The sequence below is a fragment of the Kutzneria sp. NPDC052558 genome, from assembly GCF_044547355.1.
Taxonomy (GTDB): Bacteria; Actinomycetota; Actinomycetes; order Mycobacteriales; family Pseudonocardiaceae; genus Kutzneria.
Map to the genome: position 1 here is coordinate 96,573 of NZ_JBIUAG010000036.1, position 17,980 is coordinate 114,552.

Below are 17,980 nucleotides of genomic sequence, written 5' to 3' on the forward strand. Positions count from 1 at the left end.
CGGCGGCGGGCGCTCAGCGCAGCCGCCGCGCCTGCGCGCTGCGGCCGAGCAGCGTCAGCGACAGCACGACGACGACCACCGCGAGGCCGGGAAACACCGCGATCCACCATGCCGTGCCCAGGTAGGCCTGCCCCTCCGATAGCATCGCGCCCCATTCCGGCGACGGCGCGGAAGGTCCCAGTCCGAGCACGCTCAGCCCGGCCGCGGCGGTGATCGCCGAGCCGGTTCCGATGGACGCCATCACCACGAGCGGGCCGCCGACGTTCGGCAGCACGTGCCGGACCAGGTACCGCGCCGGCGGCACGCCGAGAATCTTGGCCGCCTCCACATATTCCGACCGCAGCACCGACAGCGCCTGGCCCCGCACAAGGCGCGCGAAATGCGGCACGGCCGCCACGCCGATGGCCACCGCGACGTTCAGCGAGCCGCGTCCGATGATCGCCACCACCAGCAGTGCGAGCAGCAGTTCGGGCACGGCCAGCAGGACGTCGAGCACCCGCATGACCACGGTGTCGACCCAGCCGCGCCCCAGCCCGGACAGCAGGCCGAGCAGGACACCGCCGACCATCCCGATGCCCACCGCGAGAACCCCGACGGACAGGGAGATCCGCGCGCCGTAGACCACGCGGGCGCCCACGTCGCGGCCGAGCTCGTCGGTGCCGAGCAGATGTCCCGGCGATGGCGGTTCGAAGGCGTGCGACACGTCGGTGGCGTTGGGCTGGCCGCCGGCGAACCAGCCGGGGAACGCCAGCACGGCCAATGCCAAGAGCACCAGCGCGACGCCCAGCCACGTCCCGATCCGCCCGGCGGCCCGGGCCGACACCGCGTTCGCCGGCGGCTCCGGCAGGGCCAGTTCGACGCTCATGCTCGGCTCTCCGCGCGCAGTCGGGGATCGATGATCGGGTAGAGCAGGTCGGCGGCCGTGTTGACGACCACGAAGGCGACCGCGGACAGCAGCACCACCGCCGTCACCACCGGGATGTCCCGGGAGACGACCGCGCCGACCAGTATCCGGCCGATGCCCGGCCGCACGAAGATGTTCTCCACCAATACGGTGCCGCCGATCAGGGATCCGACCACCCACGCGGACAGGGTGACCACCGGCGTGACGGCGTGCCGGAGGGTGTGCCGCAGCGTGAGATGGAACTCGCTCGCGCCCCGGGCCCGCACGCTCACCGCGAACGGCCGGCCGTTGGCCAGCTCAAGCTCCTGCCGGATCACCTGGGCCAGCACGCCACCCAACGGCAGGGCCAGCGTCGCGGTCGGCAGGACGAGGCCGAGCGGTCCGCCCGCGCCGACCGACGGGAAGATCGGGAAGGTGAAGGAGAAGACGGTGAGCAGGATCAGGCCGAGCCAGAAATTCGGCACCGACACGGCGAGCAGCTCGATCGCCGTGGCCGTCCACCGGCCGAACCGGCCACTGCCCGCCGTGACCAGCACGGCGAGCACCGCCACCACGAACGCGGCGAGCGCGGCGGACAGGGCCAGTTGCACGGTCGGCCCGACTTGCTCGGCCAGCAGCGCGCTCACCGGCATATCGCGTTGGTAGGACCGGCCGAGGTCGCCGCGCAGCAGCTGGCCGAGGTAGTCGAGGTACTGGACGACCAGCGGATGGTCGAGGCCGTACTGGGCGGTGATCTGCGCGCGCAACTCCGGCGTCACGCTGAGGCTGGGGCCGAGGATCGCATCGACCTGGTCGCCCGGAATCAGGTGCAGGGCCAGGAAAGTGAGCGTGGCCGCGCCCCACAGCACCAGAAGCCCGGCCAGAATCCGTCGCATTACTCGCATCAACCGCGCCAGATGTCGTAGATGAACGGCCAGCCGGCCGCGTCGAAACCGAAGTCGTGGACCACGGGCCGGACGGCGAGACTGCGTTTGGCCACATAGGTCGGCAGCGAATACGCCTGGGCGATCACCCGCGCCTGCGCCTGTTGGTAGAACCGGCGCTGCTCGGCCGGTTCGACGGTGTTCTCCGCTCCGGTCAACAATGAGTCCAGTGTGGCGTCGTCCACCCAGGACACGTTGGCTCCGCCGGCGGGCACCAGGTTCTTGGAATAGAACAGGTTCCACAGCACCGCGCCGTCCGAGCCGCCCCAGGCGATCGCCGAGAGGTCGTAGTCGCCGGCCCTGGCCCGGTTGATGTAGGTCGGCGCGTCGAGCTCGGTGAGCACCAGGTCCACGCCGATCTTCTTGAGCCCGTCCTGGACGGCCGTGTTGAACGCGCGCCGCTCATCGGTGGTGTTCGCCGTGGCGAACGGCAGCTGCACGGTGAAGCGCTGGCCGTTCTTCGTGCGGTAGCCGGCGCCGTCGCGGCCGGTGTAGCCGAGCGTGGCCAGCAACGACTCGGCCTGGTCGGGGTGGTAGCCGAGTTGGCCGCTCTGGTCGGCGAAATCGCGGGTGGAGGAGCTGAGCACCGAGGTCGCCGGCGCGTACTGGCTCTGAAACAGGCCCCTGGTGATGCCCGCGACGTCCACGCCGTGCAGCAACACCTTGCGCGCATTGACATCCGAGAACAGCGGCCGGCGGGTGTTCATGTAGTACGAGAAGGGCGCGCCGGGGCTGTCCCGGCTGACCAGGTTCACGCTGCCCGCGTCACGCACCACAACCAGCTGGCTGGCCGGCACCTGGTCGGCGATGTCGACCTGGCCCGAGGTGGCCGCGCCGACCCGGGTCTGGTCGTCCAGCACGAACATCACGGTGAAACCGTCCAGATAGGCCGGTCCGGTGTGGTTGGCCGAGCCCGGCCCCCACTTGTAGTCGGGGCGGCGCTTGAACACGGCCTGCTGCCCCTGGGTGACCGAATCGAAGGTGAACGCGCCGGTGGTGACCGTGTGCCGGCCGCCGGCGCCGAGGTCGTTCGGGTGCTCCCGCAACGCCTTCGGCGAGTGGAAGCCGAGATAGGTGGAGCTGACGGCCTGGAGGAACTGGGAATAGGGCCGGCTCAGCGTGATCCGCACCGTGTGCGCGTCCAGCACGGTGGTCGCGCTGTAGGGACCGAGCAGCGATTTCGCGTACCGGGAGGCCGTGCTCGGCGCGACCACGTGCTCCAGATTGGCCTGCACGGCCGCGGCGTCGAACGGGGTCCCGTCGGTGAAGGTGACGTCCTCGCGCAGGACGAAGGTGTAGTTCAGTCCGTCCGGCGAAATCGTCCACGACGTGGCCAGCCAGGGCGCGAACGTGCCGTCGGCCTTCTGCGCCACCAGCGAGTCGAACACCGGGCGCAGGATCAGGCCGAGCAGGTCCTCCGTGCCGACGTGCGGATCCCAGCCGATCGGCGAGGTCGGCTCGGCCACGGTGAGCGTGCCGCCGGCCCGGGGTGGCCCGGCGTCGCCGCTGTCCGAGCGGCCCTGGGCCGCGCTGCACGCGGCCAGTCCGGCGCCGCTCGCGACGACCGCGATCGTCCCGGCCGACAGCGACAGAAATCGCCTCCGCGTGTGCATATCCGCACTCCATTCCGCGCCCGGTCGAATTGATCGGCACCGTACCGACGGCGCGGCGTGACCACATCAGCGAAAACGCTTAGTGCGCACGGAGTGGGACGCCAAGTCGGGCGCAAGCGCCGCTTTAGCGCCCGTGCCGATGCTGGACGACATGGATTCGTCGTCAATCCGCCTTCTCTCGGTCGGCACCGCCCTGCCCGGGCCACCCGTGGGCAATGCCGAACTGGCCCGCCGGTTCGGTATGGATCAGCTGTGGGTGCAGTGGGTGGACGCGTTCGTGGGCACCCGAACCCGGCATCTCGCGGTCGACCTGGACAGCGGCGAGGTGCGCTACTCCCTCGCCGACCTCGGCACGGCCGCCGGGGGCAGCGCTCTGGCCGACGCCGGGCTGACCGGCGCGGACGTCGACCTGGTGGTGCTGGGCACGGCCACCCCCGACAACCTGATGCCGGCCACCGTGAACGTGATCGCCGACCGCCTCGGCATCGACGGCGTGCCCACCTTCCAGCTGCAGTCCGGTTGCGCCGGCGCGTTCCAGGCGCTGGACGTCGCCCGGCGGCTGATGGCCGCGGGTGGGTACCGCACCGCGCTCGTGCTGGGCGGCGACGTGATCGCCAAGCACTACGACCTCGATCTGGACCTGCGTTCGCTGCCCCCGGCGGAACTGGTGAACATCGCGCTGTTCGGCGACGGGGCCGGCGCGGCCGTGCTGTCCGGCGCGCCGGCCGAGCCGGGCGTGGAGACCACCGTGCTGCGCACCGTGCTGACCCGGTTGACCGGCAAGGACCGCGCGCCGGGCCAGATCCTGGAATGGTTCGGGCCGGCCGACCACGCGCCCGGCCGCACCGGGTCGCGCGAGGACTACAAGGCGATAGAGGAGTCCGTGCCGGCGATGGCCGAGGAGATCCTCAAGGAGCTGCTGGACGAGCTGGGCTGGACCGCGACCGACGTGGACTACCTGTTGCCGCCGCAGCTGTCCGGCCGGATGACCAGCCAGATCACGGCCCGGCTCGACGTGCCCGGCGCGGAGGAGATCAGCGTGGTGGCCGATACCGGCAACAACGCCAACGCGCTGCCCTTCCAGCAGCTGGCCCGGGTGCTGCCGCGACTGGTCGACGGCGACCGGGTGCTGGGCATCGCGGTGGAGTCCAGCAAGTGGATCAAGGCGGGCTTCGCCTTGGAAAGGGTGTGAGACGCTGGTGAGCGAGCCGATCATCAGCACCATCGCGCGGCAGCGCCGGCACACCCTCTACTTCCTGCGGCAGACCCGTGAGTTCGCGCCGGTGTTCCTGGACACCGAGGTGGATTTCAGTCGGATCGGCGAGATCCGCGCCACGCGCCGGATCTCGCCGGTCACCTTCGTGCTGCACACGGCGGCTCGGGTGCTCGTCCGGCATCCCGAGGCCAACGCCGCCATCCTCGACGGCGTCCGGCCCAGGATCGCCCGGTATCCCGGCGCGCACGGCAAGCTCACCCTGGACAAGACCATGGCCGGAGAGCGGGTCGTGCTCTCCGTGGTGCTGCGCGACCTGCACACCGCCGGCCTGGACGAGATCCAGGCCCAGGTGACGCGCCTGCGCGATCTCGACCCCGACACCGCGCCCGAGTTCAGCGGTGTGCGCACACTGCACGGGCTGCGCTGGCGCGGCGCCTTCCGCGCGTTCCGCAAGGTGGTGCGCCCGCTGGAGCGCCGCGCGGCGATCTGGGGCACGTTCTCGGTGACCTCGCTCGGCCACCGGCCAGTCGACTCGTTCCACTCCGTCGGGGGCACCACGATCACGCTGGGGCTGGGCCAGGTGGTCGACCGGCCGGTGGTGCGGGACGGCGTGATCGTGATCGCGCCGGTCATGCGGCTCAGCCTGGCCTTCGACCATCGGGTGATCGACGGCGCGGCGGCCGCGGACGTGCTGGCCGAGATCAAGCAGGGACTCGAGGAGTTCGCGGTGACCGGGGTCTCCGCGACGGCGAACGGGGCGCGGCGGTGAACGACGTCGAGGAGCTGAAACGCTACGTGGCCACCCACGCCGAATCCCTGGGCATCCCGGCCGAGCGGTACCGCGCGCTGTTCGCCGCGATCCGCCACGACGGCGTCGGCCCCGGCTCGTGGACGCTCGAGTGGAGCCGCGCGGCCGACACGCTGCTCGACGCCGGTGAGCCGCTGGCCGCCAGCCAGTACTACGGCTTCGCCCGCTTTCCGTTCGTGGACGGCCAGGATCGGGCCGCGGCGCTCACCGACTGCGTCGACGCGCTGGACGAGTGGCGACGGGCGGTCCCCGGCATCGAGCGCGCCGACTGGAAGATCCTCGGCGGGCGGGTCGGCGCCTGGACCACCGGACTGTCCACAACGGACCCGAGGCCGCTGCTGCTGATCCTGGGCGGGATCGTCAGCCTCAAGGAGCAATGGGCGCCAGTGCTGCTGGCCGCCCGCGATCTCGGCCTGGCCGGCGTCGTGACCGAGATGCCCGGTGTCGGTGAGAACACCGTGCGCTACGACGAGCACAGCTGGCGCATGCTGCCGGCCGTCCTGGACGCGCTGGCCGACCGGGCCGAAGTCGCGCGAACGTACGTGATGGCGATCAGTTTCAGCGGCCATCTGGCGCTGCGCGCCGCCGCCGACGACCACCGGGTGCGCGCGATCATCACGGCCGGCGCGCCGGTCCGCGACCTGTTCACCGACCGCTCGTGGCAGGCGGGCCTGCCCGCGGTCACCGTGGACACGCTGGCTCATCTGGTCGGCGTGCCCCGCGCACGCCTCGACACCGCCCTGCCGCCCTTCGCCCTGTCCGACGCCCATCTGTCCCGAGTGGACGTTCCGGTGCGCTACGTGGCCTCCAGCCGCGACGAGATCGTCCCGGCCACCGATCTTTCCCTGCTGCGCGAACACATCCGCGATCTGCGGGTGCTGGAGCACGACGACGTGCATGGCGCGCCGGCCCATGCCGCGCAGACCAGGGACTGGATGGTCCGGTCCCTGGTCGAGCTGCGTTCCGCCGCAAGTTCCTGAGTCGTCCGCTTCGCACGAGGAGGCACAAGCCCGCGATGACGATCGAGCCCGGCACCGCGTCCGACGCGGTAGCGATCATCGGTCTTTCCTGTCGACTGCCGCGGGCCGGAGGTCCCGCCGAGTTCTGGCGGCTGCTGCGCGAGGGCACGGACGCCGTGACCGACGTCCCGGCGAACCGCTGGAACGGCGCGTCGTTGGCCGGCGTCGGCATATCCCGGGGAGGTTTCCTCGACCAGGTCGACGAATTCGATCCCGGCTTCTTCGGCATCTCGCCGCGGGAGGCCGCGACCATGGACCCGCAGCAGCGGCTCGTGCTGGAGCTGGCCTGGGAGGCGGTCGAGGATGCGCGGATCGTGCCGGACCGGTTGCGCGGCAGCCGAACCGGGGTGTTCGTCGGCGCGATCTGGGACGACTACGCGGCACTCCTGCACTCCCACGGCCCCGACGCGATCACCTCGCACTCCGTCACCGGGCTCAATCGCGGCGTCATCGCCAACCGCGTCTCCTACACCCTCGACCTGCACGGCCCCAGCGTCACCGTGGACTCGGCGCAGTCCTCGGCGCTGGTCGCCGTGCACGCCGCGGTGGAGAGCCTGCGCACCGGCGAGTCGGAGCTGGCGATCGCCGGCGGCGTCAACCTGAACATCCTGGCCGAGGGGACGATCGGGGCCGCGCGGTTCGGGGCGCTGTCCCCGGACGGCCGCTGCTACACCTTCGACGCCCGGGCCAACGGCTACGTGCGGGGCGAGGGCGGCGGCCTGGTCGTGCTCAAGCCGCTGGCCGCCGCCGTCGCCGACAACGATCCGGTCTACGCCGTGATCCGCGGCAACGCGGTCAACAGCGACGGCGCCACCGACGGCCTCACCGTGCCGAGCGCGCGGGCGCAGGCCGCGCTGATCACCGCGGCCCACCGGCGGGCCGGCATCGACCCAGCCGAGATCGGCTACGTCGAGTTGCATGGCACCGGCACCCGGGTCGGCGACCCGATCGAGGCGGCCGCGCTCGGCGCGGCCATCGGCCGGCACCGCGAGACCCCCCTGCCGGTCGGGTCGGCCAAGACCAACGTCGGCCATCTGGAGGGCGCGGCCGGCATCGTCGGCCTGATCAAGGTCGCGCTGAGCATCGCCCACCGCGAGCTGCCGCCGAGCCTGAACTACGAGACCCCCAACCCGGACATCCCGCTCACGGAACTGAACCTGCGCGTGCAGACCGAGCACGCGCCGTGGGCGGACGACCGGCTGGTCGCCGGCGTCAGCTCGTTCGGCATGGGCGGCACCAACTGCCACCTGGTGCTGACCGAGGGCCCGGCCCGTCCACCCGCACCACCACGTACGACCGCCGGACCACTGCCGTGGGTCCTGTCCGGCCGGGGAACGGCGGCCGTGCGGGCCGCTGCGGCCCGGCTCCTGCCGCTGGTCGGCGACGAGGCGTCGCCTGCCGACATCGGCCTTGCGCTGGCCAGCACCCGTAGCGCGTTCGAGGACCGGGCCGTGGTGTTCGGCACCGACCCGGCCGAGTTCCGCGCCGGGCTGTCGGCACTGGCCGCCGGCCTGCCCGCGGCGAACCTGGTGACCGGCAGCGTGTCGGACGCCGTGCCGCTCGCCATGTTGTTCGCCGGCCAGGGTAGTCAGCGGGCCGGCATGGGCTCCGGGCTGTACCGCGACTTCCCGGCGTTCGCCGAGGCACTGGACGAGATCTGCGCGGCCATCGATCCGCACCTGGACCGGTCGCTGCGCGAGGTGATGTTCGCCGATGCGACCGCCGTCGACCAGACCGCCTACACCCAGCCGGCGCTGTTCGCCTTCGAGGTGGCGCTGTACCGGTTGGTCACCGCGTTCGGCGTTCGACCGGACCACCTCATCGGCCACTCCATCGGCGAACTCGCCGCGGCGCACGTGGCCGGCGTGCTCGACCTCACCGACGCAGCGAGGCTGGTCACCGCGCGCGGACGGCTGATGCAGGCGCTGCCGGCCGGCGGGGCGATGGTCGCGCTGGAGGCCACCGAGGACGAGGTGCGCGACGCGCTCACCCCACTGGTCGACATCGCCGCGGTCAACGGCCCGACGGCCACGGTGATCTCAGGCGCCGAGGACGCGGTGCTGGCCCTGGCCGGGGTGTTCTCCGCGCACGGCCGACGCACCCGGCGACTGACCGTCAGCCACGCGTTCCACTCGGCGTTGATGGGGCCGATGCTGGCCGAGTTCGGCGCGATCGCCGCTGGTCTTTCCTATGCGCCGCCCCGCATTCCCGTCGTCTCCAATGTGACCGGCGCACTGGTGGCCGCCGACCGCATCGCGTCCCCCGAGTACTGGGTGGACCACGTCCGGTCGGCCGTGCGGTTCGGCGACGGTCTCGCCTCGCTGGGTGCGGTCCGCGGCCTGGAACTCGGCCCGGACGCCGTGCTCACCGGCCTGGCCCGAGCGGTGGCTCCCGACGCGTTGCTCGTGCCGGCGCAGCGCCACAACCATCCCGAATCGACTGCGCTGCTCGCGGCGCTAGCCACGCTGTTCGCCAACGGCGTCCCGGTGCGCTGGGACCCGCTGTTCGGCCCGGCCCAGGTCGTTTCGCTGCCGACATATCCCTTCCAACGCGAGCGCCATTGGGTCGGCAACGTGGCCGCACCCGGGAAACGCGCGCCCGCCCCGTCGCCAGTTGCCCCGACCAACTCCGGCGGCGGCGCGACCGACCTGCTCGAACTGGTCCGCACCACAGTCGCGATCGTGCAGGGGCACGTCACGGCGGACGTGGTGGATCCGCGGCGCACCTTCAAGGATCTAGGGTTCGACTCGCGCACGGCGGTCGAGTTCCGGGACCGGCTCGCCGGGGTCACCGGCCTGGCGCTGCCCGCGACCGTGGCCTACAACCACCCCACCCCCGCCGCGCTCGCGGAGCATCTGGCGCGCGAACTGTCCGGCACGGCAACAGAAGTCGTCACGCGGGCGAGCGCGGCCGACGACGACCCGATCGTGATCGTCGGCATGGCCTGCCGCTACCCCGGCGGCGTGCGATCGCCGGCCGACCTGTGGCGCCAGGTCGCCGAGGGCGTGGACGCGATCGGCGAGTTCCCGGCCGGGCGCGGCTGGGACCTGGCCGCCCTGTACGACCCGCAACCGGGCCGGCCCGGCAAGTCCTACACCCGCCACGGCGGTTTTCTGCACGACGCCGACCAGTTCGACGCCGCGTTCTTCGGTGTCGGCCCGCGCGAGGCCGCGGCCATGGACCCGCAGCAACGGATGCTGCTGGAAACCTCATGGGAGGCACTGGAGCGGGCCGGCATCGACCCCACCGGGCTGCGGGAGAGCTCGACCGGGGTGTTCGCCGGCGTGATGGCGCAGGACTACGGCCCTCGGCTGCACCAGCGCGCCGACGGGGCCGAGGGGTACCTCTTGACCGGTGGCTCGGCCAGCGTCGCGTCTGGTCGGGTGGCCTACACGCTCGGCCTGTCGGGTCCGGCGGTGACGGTCGACACCGCGTGTTCGTCCTCGCTGGTCGCCCTGCACCTGGCCGCGCAGGCGCTGCGCACCGGCGAATGCGACCTGGCCCTGGCCGGCGGAGCGACCGTGATGGCGACCCCGGGCATGTTCCTCGAGTTCAGCCGGCAGCGCGGCCTGTCCCCCGACGGCCGCTGCAAGGCGTTCGGCGCGGCCGCCGACGGCACCGGCTGGGCCGAGGGCGTCGGCATGCTCGTGGTGGAGCGCAGGTCCGACGCGCTCCGCCACAACCATCCGATCCTGGCGGTGCTGAGCGGTTCGGCGATCAACTCCGACGGGGCCAGCAACGGCCTGACCGCCCCGAGCGGCCCGGCCCAGCAACGGGTCATCCGGCAGGCGCTGGCCAACGCCGGGCTCGGGCCGTCCGATGTGGACGTCGTCGAGGCGCACGGCACCGGCACCACGCTGGGCGATCCGATCGAGGCCGAGGCCCTGCTGGCCACCTACGGCCAGGACCGCGACCACCCGCTGTGGCTGGGCTCGCTCAAGTCGAACATCGGCCACACCCAGGCCGCCGCCGGGGTCGGCGGCGTGATCAAGATGATCGAGGCGATGCGGCACGCCGTCCTGCCGCGCACCCTGCACGCGGACGAGCCGTCCCCGCACATCGACTGGTCGGCGGGTGCGGTCGCACTGCTCACCGAACCGGTGCCGTGGCCGGCGGGCGACCGCGTGCGCCGGGCCGCCGTCTCGTCCTTCGGCATCAGCGGCACCAACGCGCACGTCATCATCGAGGAAGCGCCGGAGTTGAGCACGCGGCCGGCCGCGGTGACCCGACCGGTTCTGCTGGTTGTCTCCGCCCAGGACGAGTCCGGTGTGCGCGAGCAACTGGCTCGGGTGCGTTCCCACCTGGTCGCGCACCCGGATCTCGATCTCCGCGATGTCAGCCACACCCTGGCTCGCCGCCCCGCTTTCGACCATCGCGCGATCGCCCTCGGCGGCGATCGGGAGGAGTTGCTGGCGGCGCTGGGCCAGCCGGACTTCAGCCCCGCCGCCGGGAAGACCGCGTTCCTGTTCACCGGCCAGGGCAGCCAACGAGCCGGCATGGGCCACGACCTCTACGTCACCGAACCGGTGTTCGCCGCGGCCTTCGACGAGATCTGCGCCGCCTTCACCCCTTATCTCGGCCAACCGCTGCGCGACGTCATCTTCACCAACCCCGACGACCTGCTGCACCGCACCGAGTACACCCAGCCGGCCCTGTTCGCCCTCGAAGTCGCCCTGTACCACCTCGTTCGCTCATTCGGCGCCACGCCGCACCACCTGGCCGGCCACTCGATCGGCGAGATCGCCGCCGCCCACGTCGCCGGCGTGTTCGACCTCGCCGACGCGGCGAAGCTGGTCGCCGCCCGCGGACGGCTCATGCAAGCCGCCCGCGACGACGGCGCGATGATCGCCATCCAGGCAACAGAAGCAGAGATCACGCCCACCCTCACCGACACCGTCACCCTCGCCGCCGTCAACAGTCCCCACTCCGTGGTCATCGCCGGCGACGCCGACGAGGCCGAGGAGATCGCGACGGCGTGGCGGGCGCGTGGGCGAGACACGAAGCGCCTGCGGGTCAGCCACGCCTTCCACTCCCCGCACATGGCCAGTGCCCTGCCCGAATTCCGCGCCATCGCCGCCGAAATCACCTACCACCACCCGACCATCCCGCTCACGACCTCGGCGGCGGACCTGGTCGATCCCGAGTACTGGACCACGCACATCACCGCGCCGGTGCGGTTCAGCGACTCGGCGCGGGCCCTGCGCGCCGCCGGCACGACCCACTTCCTCGAACTGGGCCCGGACGCCACCCTCTCCTCGCTCACCCGGGAGACCCTGGCCGACGAGCCGATCGTCGCGGCCTCGGTGCTGCGCCGGGGAAAGCCGGAGCAGGCGACCCTGCTGGCAGCGGTCGCCCGAGCCACCGATCCGGACCTGCTCGCGTTGTGCCCGGCCGGCCGGCCGGTGGACCTGCCGACCTATCCGTTCCGGCGCACCCGGTTCTGGCTCACCGCGCCCACCACCGAGACCACCCTCGACCACCCGTTCCTGGACACCGCGATCAGCGTGGCCGATCGCGACGAATTCCTGTTCACCGGCCGGATCTCCGCCGACGAGCACCCGTGGCTACTCGATCACGTCATCGACGACCGGGCGCTGGCCCCGGCCACTGCCCTGCTCGATCTCGCCGTCGCGGCCGGCCGGTGGATCGGGCTGCCGGGCGTCGAGGAGCTGACGCTGGCCGCCCCGCTGGCCGTGCCGGACCGGGGCGGGCTGCACCTCCAGATCACCGTTGGACCGCCCGACCCGCACGGCCGCCGCCCGGTGGGCATTCACTCGGCCGCCGACATCGAAGATCCACAATGGACACACAACGCCGCCGGCGTGCTCGGCGAGGCGTCGAGCGCGCCGGAACCGCTGTTCGCGTGGCCGCCGGCCGACGTCGAATCCGTTGGCCTGGATGGGTTCTACGACCGGTTGGCCGATCTCGGCTACGTCTACGGCCCGGCCTTCCGGGGCGTGCGGGCCTGCTGGCGAGCCGGCGACGACCTGTACGCCGAGATCGCGTTGCCGCACGAGCCGCGCGGTTTCGGCGTGCACCCCGCTCTGCTGGACGCCGCCCTGCACCCGCTCGTCCACGCCGCGGCCGACCGGCTGCTGCTGCCGTTCGCGCTGACCGGGGCCACCGTCCACACCGCGGGCGCGACCGCGCTGCGCGTCCGAATCACCCGAACCGGCCCGGACTCCGCCGCCCTGGCTATCGCCGACCAGAGCGGCGCACCGGTCGCCGCCATCGGTTCGCTCACGCTTCGACCGGCCCGCACCACCGGCGTCGAAGGACTGCGCCACCTGTCCTGGCCCACCGTCCCGGTGCCGGACTCCCCGTCATCAGAGGGCTTCCGCGTGGAGCACGTGCCGTCGGACCTGTCGCCACGCGCGGTCGCGGCCTGGGCCCTGGATCTCGTGCGGACCTGGCTGGCCGACGACCGGGCGACCGGTGCCCGCCTGGTTGTGGTGAGCACGAACGCCGTGGGCGTACTGCCGGACGACCAGGTGACCGGGCTGGCGGCAGCGTCGGTCTGGGGCCTGCTGCGCACGGCGCAGACCGAACACCCCGACCAGTTCGTCCTGGTCGACGTCGACCAGCCGGACTCACCTCTGCTGACGGCCGCGCTGGCCAGCGGGGAGCCTCAGGTGGCGGTGCGCGGCAGGAGTCTGCATGTGCCCAGGCTCGCCACGGCCGAGCCGGACGAGGCCGCCGCCGCTCCCCGGATCGACCCGAACGGCACAGTGCTGATCACCGGTGGCACCGGCGCGCTCGGCCGGCTGTTCGCTCAGCACCTGGCAGCCCGACACGGCGCGCGGCATCTGCTCCTGCTCAGCCGGAGTGGCGGGCCCGTCCCCGACATCGATGCCGACGTCACCGTCGTCGCGTGCGACGCGGCCGACCGCGCCGCCCTGGCCGAGGTCCTGGCTGGTATTCCCGCCGAACACCCGTTGACCGCGGTGTTCCACCTCGCCGGCGTGCTGGCCGACGCGACCGTCACGGCCCTCACGCACGAGGGGCTCGACGACGTGCTGCGGTCGAAGATCGAACCGGCCCGACACCTGCACGACCTCACCCGGGACCTCGACCTTTCGGCATTCGTCCTGTTCTCCTCGATGTCCGGCGTCATCGGCAACGCCGGCCAAGCCAACTACGCGGCCGGCAACACCTATCTGGACGCGTTGGCCCACCACCGGCGCGCCCTCGGACTCCCGGCGGTGTCCCTGGCCTGGGGCCTGTGGGAACACGGCATGGGCGACTCGCTCGCCGACGCGGACGTGGCCCGATGGGCCCGCAACGGCGTGGCCCCACTGTCCACTCAGGATGGACTGGCGCTGTTCGACGCGGCGTTGCGCGCCGACCGGCCGTTGCTGGTGCCGGCCAAGATCACCAAGGCCGCCGTGGGGCGGCGGCGGGCAGCACCTCGGCCCACCGGCGACTCATGGGGGGCGGCGCTGGCCGAACGTCCGGCCGAGGAGCAGCGGGTCGCGTTGCTGGACGCGGTGCGCGGCGCGGCCACGACCGTGCTGGGGCACGCCGATCCGGCCACGTTCGATCCGACCCGCGCGTTCAAGGAACAGGGTTTCGACTCGCTCGCCGGGATCGAGCTGCGCAACCGCCTCGTCGCGGTGACCGGTCTCCCGATCCCCGCGACCGCGGTCTTCGACCACCCCTCCCCCAGCGCCCTGGCCGAGTTCCTGCTCGGCCGGCTCGCCGAACCCGCCCTCCCCGAACCCGCGCGTCCGGCCGTCCGACAGTCCGACGACGATCCCATCGTGATCGTCGGCATGGCCTGCCGCTACCCCGGCGGTGTGCGATCGCCGGAGGACCTGTGGCGGTTGGTCGTCGACGGAGTCGACGCGATCAGCGAGTTCCCGGTCAACCGGGGTTGGCCGCTGACCACGCTGTACGACCCGGACCCCGACCACATCGGCACCACGTACAGCCGCCATGGCGGCTTCCTTCACGACGCCGACCAGTTCGACCGCGAGTTCTTCGGCATCTCCCCGCGCGAGGCGACCGCGACCGACCCGCAACAGCGGCTGCTGCTGGAAACCGCGTGGGAGCTGTTCGAGAACGCGGGTATCGACCCGGCGACCGTGCGGGGCAGCAACACCGGTGTGTTCAGCGGCGTGATGTACGACGACTACGCCGCGCGGCTCGGCCGGACCCCCGAGGAGGTGGAGGGTTATCTGTTGACCGGCAACACCTCCAGCGTGGTCTCCGGTCGTATCGCCTACACCTACGGCCTCACCGGCCCCGCCTTGACCGTGGACACCGCGTGTTCCTCCTCGCTGGTCGCCCTGCACCTGGCCGCGCAGGCGCTGCGCACCGGCGAATGCGACCTGGCCCTGGCCGGCGGCGTCACCGTGATGTCCAGCCCGAGTACGTTCATCGAGTTCAGCCGGCAGCGCGGCCTGTCCCCCGACGGCCGCTGCCGCTCCTTCGCGGCCAGCGCCAACGGCACGGGGTGGAGCGAGGGAGTCGGCCTGCTGCTGGTCGAGCGCCTCAGCGACGCCCGGCGCAACGGTCATCAGGTGCTGGCGGTCCTGCGCGGGTCGGCGGTCAACTCCGACGGGGCCAGCAACGGTCTGACGGCGCCGAACGGCCCGTCCCAGGAGCGGGTCATCCGGGCCGCACTCGCGGCGGCGGGACTTCGTCCGTCCGATGTGGACGCTGTGGAGGCCCACGGCACCGGCACCACGCTGGGTGACCCGATCGAGGCCCAGGCCCTGCTGGCCACCTACGGCCAGGACCGGGACCAGCCGCTGTGGCTGGGCTCGCTCAAGTCGAACATCGGCCACTCCCAGGCGGCGGCCGGGGTCGGCGGCGTGATCAAGATGATCGAGGCGATGCGGCACGGCGCACTGCCACGCACCCTGCACGTGGACGAGCCGTCCCCGCACGTCGACTGGTCGGCGGGTGCCGTCGCACTGCTCACCGAACCGGTGGAGTGGCCAGCCGGCGACCGGCCACGCCGGGCCGGCATCTCCTCGTTCGGCATCAGCGGCACCAACGCCCACGTCATCATCGAGGAACCAGCCGGGCAGCCCCGGATCGAACGGCCGCGTGACGGTCGAACGGCACTGCCGCTGGTGGTGTCGGCCCGGGGCACGGCGGCGTTGGACGCCCAGGTCGACCAGTTGCGCGGTTTTCTCGCGGCTCATCCCGATTCCGATCGAACTGACATCGGCTACACGCTCGCCACACGACCCGCGTTGCCCGACCGGGCGGTGCTCGTCGGCGACCAGCTGATCCGCGGCGACCTGGCCGGGAAGGCCGCGTTCCTTTTCACCGGCCAAGGCAGCCAACGAACCGGCATGGGCCACGACCTCTACACCACCGAACCTGTATTCGCCGCCGCCCTCGACCAGATCTTCGCCGCCTTCGAACCTCACCTCGACCAACCGCTCCGCGACATCATGTTCACCAACCCCGACGACCTCCTGCACCGCACCGAATACGCCCAACCAGCCCTGTTCGCCCTCGAAGTCGCCCTGTACCACCTTGTCCGCTCCTACGGGCTGGCTCCCGACTACCTGGCCGGCCACTCGATCGGCGAACTCGCCGCCGCCCACGTCGCCGACGTGTTCGATCTACCAGACGCCGCGAAACTCGTCGCCGCCCGCGGCCGACTCATGCAAGCCGCCCGCGACGACGGCGCCATGATCGCAATCCAGGCAACCGAAACCGAGATCGCCCCCACCCTCACCGACACCGTCACCCTCGCCGCCGTCAACGGCTCGGAGGCGGTCGTCATCTCGGGTGACGCGGACGAAGCCGAGCGGATGGCCAGCAGCTGGCGGGCCAGCGGGCGACGCACCAAGCGCCTGCGGGTCAGCCACGCCTTCCACTCCCCGCACATGGCCAGTGCCCTGCCCGAATTCCGCGCCATCGCCGCCGAAATCACCTACCACCACCCGACCATCCCGGTGGTCTCGAACCTGACCGGCACGCCCGCCACCGACGAGCAACTCACCAGCCCCGACTACTGGGCCGAGCACATCGCCGCACCGGTGCGCTTTCACACCGGCCTGCGCACACTGGCCGACCTCGGGGTCGCCAGCTACCTGGAACTCGGCCCCGACGCCACCCTCACGGCCCTCACCGAGGCATCGGACGCGGCCACTGCCGTCCTCCGACCGGGAAAGCCCACGGCCGAGACCCTGGCCGTCGCCATCGCGCACGGGCACCTGCGCCGGGCGGCCGTCGACTGGTCACGAGTCTTTCCCGGCGCGCAAAGGATTCCCCTGCCCAACTACGCGTTCCAGCGTCGCCGTTACTGGCTGGACGCCCCGGCCGGGGTGGCGAGCGGACTCGGCGTCTCGGCCGTGCGGCATCCGTTGCTGGGCGCCGAGGTCGAGCTGGCCGAGAGCAACAGCCTGGTGCTCACCGCCGAACTGTCGCGGTCCGAGCATCCCTGGCTGGCCGACCACGTCGTCGCCGACACCGTGCTGTTGCCGGCGGCAGCGCTGGTGGAAATGGCCGTGCAGGCCGGCGAACGCACCGAGACCCCGACCGTCGACGAGCTGACCGTGCTCGCTCCGGTCGTTCTCCCGGAGCAGGGGGCGATCCGGCTCCAGGTGACCGTCGGCGAAGCGGACGACGTCGGCCGCCGGTCGATCGCCATCCACTCCGCGCCCACGGACGGCGACCCGGCGGACTGGACCAAGCACGCCACCGGAACGCTGAGCGCCACGGCCGGCGAGGGCGTCGAACTGGCGGAGTGGCCGCCCAACGACGCGGCCGAACTCCCAGTGGACTACACCGCGCTGGCCGACCAGGGTTATGCCTACGGACCGTCGTTCCAGGGCCTGCGCCGCCTGTGGCAACGGGGCACGGATCTGTTCGCCGAAGTCGAGCTGCCGACGGAACTACAGGCCTCGGCCGACCGATTCGCGCTCCACCCCGCGTTGTTGGACGCGGCCCTGCATCCGCTGGCTGGTGACCGTCTCCTGCTGCCGTTCTCGTGGTCCGGTGTGCGCAATCACAGGACCGGCGCCACCGCGCTGCGCGTCCGCTTGGTCTCCACCGGCTCGGACACGGTCGCGCTGACCATCGCCGACCAGTCCGGTCAGCCGGTCGCGGCGGTCGATTCCCTTGCGCTACGTCCGATGTCGAACCGGCCGGCGCTGCCGCTGTACGGCGTCGACTGGGTGCCGGTCACTCCCGACTCTGGGTTGCACCTCGTCCGCCATCACGCGATCGACGTGCACGAGACCCTCGACGTCATCCAGGACTGGCTCAAGCACGACCACCCCGCCGACCACCGACTCGCCATCGTCACCGACGACACCCTCGACCACGCCCCCATCCACGGACTCGTCCGCACCGCACAATCCGAACACCCCAACCAGTTCCTGCTCATGACCGAACCCGACACCATCACCGAACCTCGCCTGGTTCGGCTGCCGGCGACCGACCGGCCCTCACCGCTCGACCCCACCAAAACCGTCCTCATCACCGGCGGCACCGGCCAACTCGGCCAACTCATCGCCCACCACCTCGCCAC

General features: G+C 72.0%; 7 protein-coding genes. 4 read left to right on the forward strand and 3 right to left on the reverse strand.

Annotated features, from left to right (window positions below):
• Positions 1-13 precede the first annotated feature (13 nt).
• The 3 genes from ACIG5F_RS41165 to ACIG5F_RS41175 are packed head-to-tail and all read right to left on the reverse strand — an operon-like array spanning position 14 to position 3,440.
• The gene (locus tag ACIG5F_RS41165) at positions 14-865 is read right to left on the reverse strand and encodes an ABC transporter permease (RefSeq protein ID WP_396525573.1); all 852 of its coding nucleotides are present in this window, start codon (positions 863-865) and stop codon (positions 14-16) included.
• Positions 862-1,779, reverse strand: a complete 918-nt coding sequence (locus ACIG5F_RS41170; RefSeq protein ID WP_396525574.1) for an ABC transporter permease — start codon at positions 1,777-1,779, stop codon at positions 862-864. Before ACIG5F_RS41170 ends, ACIG5F_RS41165 begins: the two co-directional genes overlap by 4 nt.
• 8 nt (positions 1,780-1,787) lie before the next feature.
• Positions 1,788-3,440 (reverse strand): ABC transporter substrate-binding protein, encoded by a 1,653-nt coding sequence (locus ACIG5F_RS41175; RefSeq protein ID WP_396525575.1) that lies wholly within the window; start codon positions 3,438-3,440, stop codon positions 1,788-1,790.
• 151 nt (positions 3,441-3,591) lie between these two features.
• Here ACIG5F_RS41175 and ACIG5F_RS41180 point away from each other — a divergent pair, with 151 nt between their 5' ends.
• The 4 genes from ACIG5F_RS41180 to ACIG5F_RS41195 all read left to right on the forward strand — a co-directional run.
• Positions 3,592-4,632, forward strand: coding sequence for a 3-oxoacyl-ACP synthase III family protein (locus ACIG5F_RS41180; RefSeq protein ID WP_396525576.1), 1,041 nt, complete (start codon positions 3,592-3,594; stop codon positions 4,630-4,632).
• A gap of 7 nt (positions 4,633-4,639) precedes the next feature.
• Positions 4,640-5,425, forward strand: coding sequence for a 2-oxo acid dehydrogenase subunit E2 (locus tag ACIG5F_RS41185; protein ID WP_396525577.1), 786 nt, complete (start codon positions 4,640-4,642; stop codon positions 5,423-5,425).
• Complete coding sequence (locus ACIG5F_RS41190; protein WP_396525579.1) at positions 5,422-6,444, forward strand: alpha/beta hydrolase; 1,023 nt, start codon at positions 5,422-5,424, stop codon at positions 6,442-6,444. The genes ACIG5F_RS41185 and ACIG5F_RS41190 overlap by 4 nt, the downstream gene beginning before the upstream one ends.
• A gap of 35 nt (positions 6,445-6,479) precedes the next feature.
• A partial coding sequence (locus ACIG5F_RS41195; protein ID WP_396525581.1) for a beta-ketoacyl synthase N-terminal-like domain-containing protein occupies positions 6,480-17,980 on the forward strand: 11,501 nt, incomplete at its 3' end.